The 1028-nt window shown below is 68.0% G+C and carries 1 protein-coding gene; it reads right to left on the reverse strand.

Annotated elements, in window-relative coordinates:
- Nucleotides 1–252: 252 nt before the first annotated feature.
- Nucleotides 253–807 carry a hypothetical protein gene (locus ACWIE7_RS19525; RefSeq protein ID WP_454070383.1) on the reverse strand — a complete coding sequence of 185 codons (555 nt, stop codon included), beginning with the start codon at nt 805–807 and terminating at the stop codon, nt 253–255.
- Nucleotides 808–1028: the final 221 nt, after the last annotated feature.

Here is a 1028-nt window from a genome sequence, read left to right on the forward strand (position 1 = left end):
GTGAGTGTGAGCCCGCCGATCAGCGCGAGCGAGGCGAGGTGGAGGGCGCCCCGGCGGCGTGGCCGGCGGGCTCTGGTCGATGCGGTGGTGTGCTTCATGGACGCGACACTATGAACCGCGCCTGCAGGGTGGCTGGACGTCACCTTCGGAGTAGCTGTGAGTGCTTTTCAGGCTGGCGAGTTGACTTGATGGCGTCCGATCCCGGCTGGCTCACGCGTGCCGCCCGGGCTGTCGGGGCGGGTTCCGGAGCCGTCAGCAGTTGACGCCCTCCAGCCGCAGGCAGGCCGGCGGCAGTTCCTGGTCGGGGCCGTAACCGTCAGCGGAATCCGGATCGAACGTCGGCTTGGGGTGCGTGCGCCAGTACTCCTCGGCGAACTGCTCGTTGTAGGCGTCCTGGTCAAAGGTCGGAACCGGGTCCGGAGCAGGCGGAACGTAGACGGTCTGCATCTGGTCCTGGCACGTCTGTGTCCACCCGCTGGTGCCGTCCGTGAAGAACGTGGTTCCGGTCTGGTGGTTCGCCGTCCCGCACGACGCAATCTGCTTGCCGAGGCAATGCGGGCTCTCGTGGCCCGGGGCCGCCGTGTACGCCACCGCGCCGCATGCAGCCGAGGCTGGAGCCGCCGGTGGCTCCTGGCTCGGTGTGGGGTCGGCGCTTGAGGTGGTGGAACTCGACGGTGTCGTTGCGGACGGCCGGACCGTCGAGGTGACCGTGACCTCCACGGGCTCCGACTCTCCGGGGGAACACGCCGACAGGATGAGAAGCGGGAAAGCCAGCGCTGCTGCCGCAGCGGTGATCCGAGAGAGCATGGCGCGCCTTAGTCGAGAGCTGACGAGGGAGATCTCCAGAGACGGCCGGCCAATGAGGCGCGGCTTATCTGAAGTGGTAGCGCTGATGATAGACCCGCCCTACGACAGGGAGACGGGCGAAACTCGTAAGTGGTCGGGAGGCGGCCCGTGCCGGCTCCCGCCACCGAGCCGTGACCGCCCTCACGCGTCGCTTATCCTGTGGCCATGAAGCTGGATCTGAC

The organism is Dietzia sp. NPDC055343 (assembly GCF_053645265.1).

Coding starts and splice junctions, on each gene's coding strand:
- ACWIE7_RS19525 (WP_454070383.1), bottom strand. CDS start 807: ATGCTCTCTCGGATCACCGCTGCGGCAGCAGCGCTGGCTTTCCCGCTT.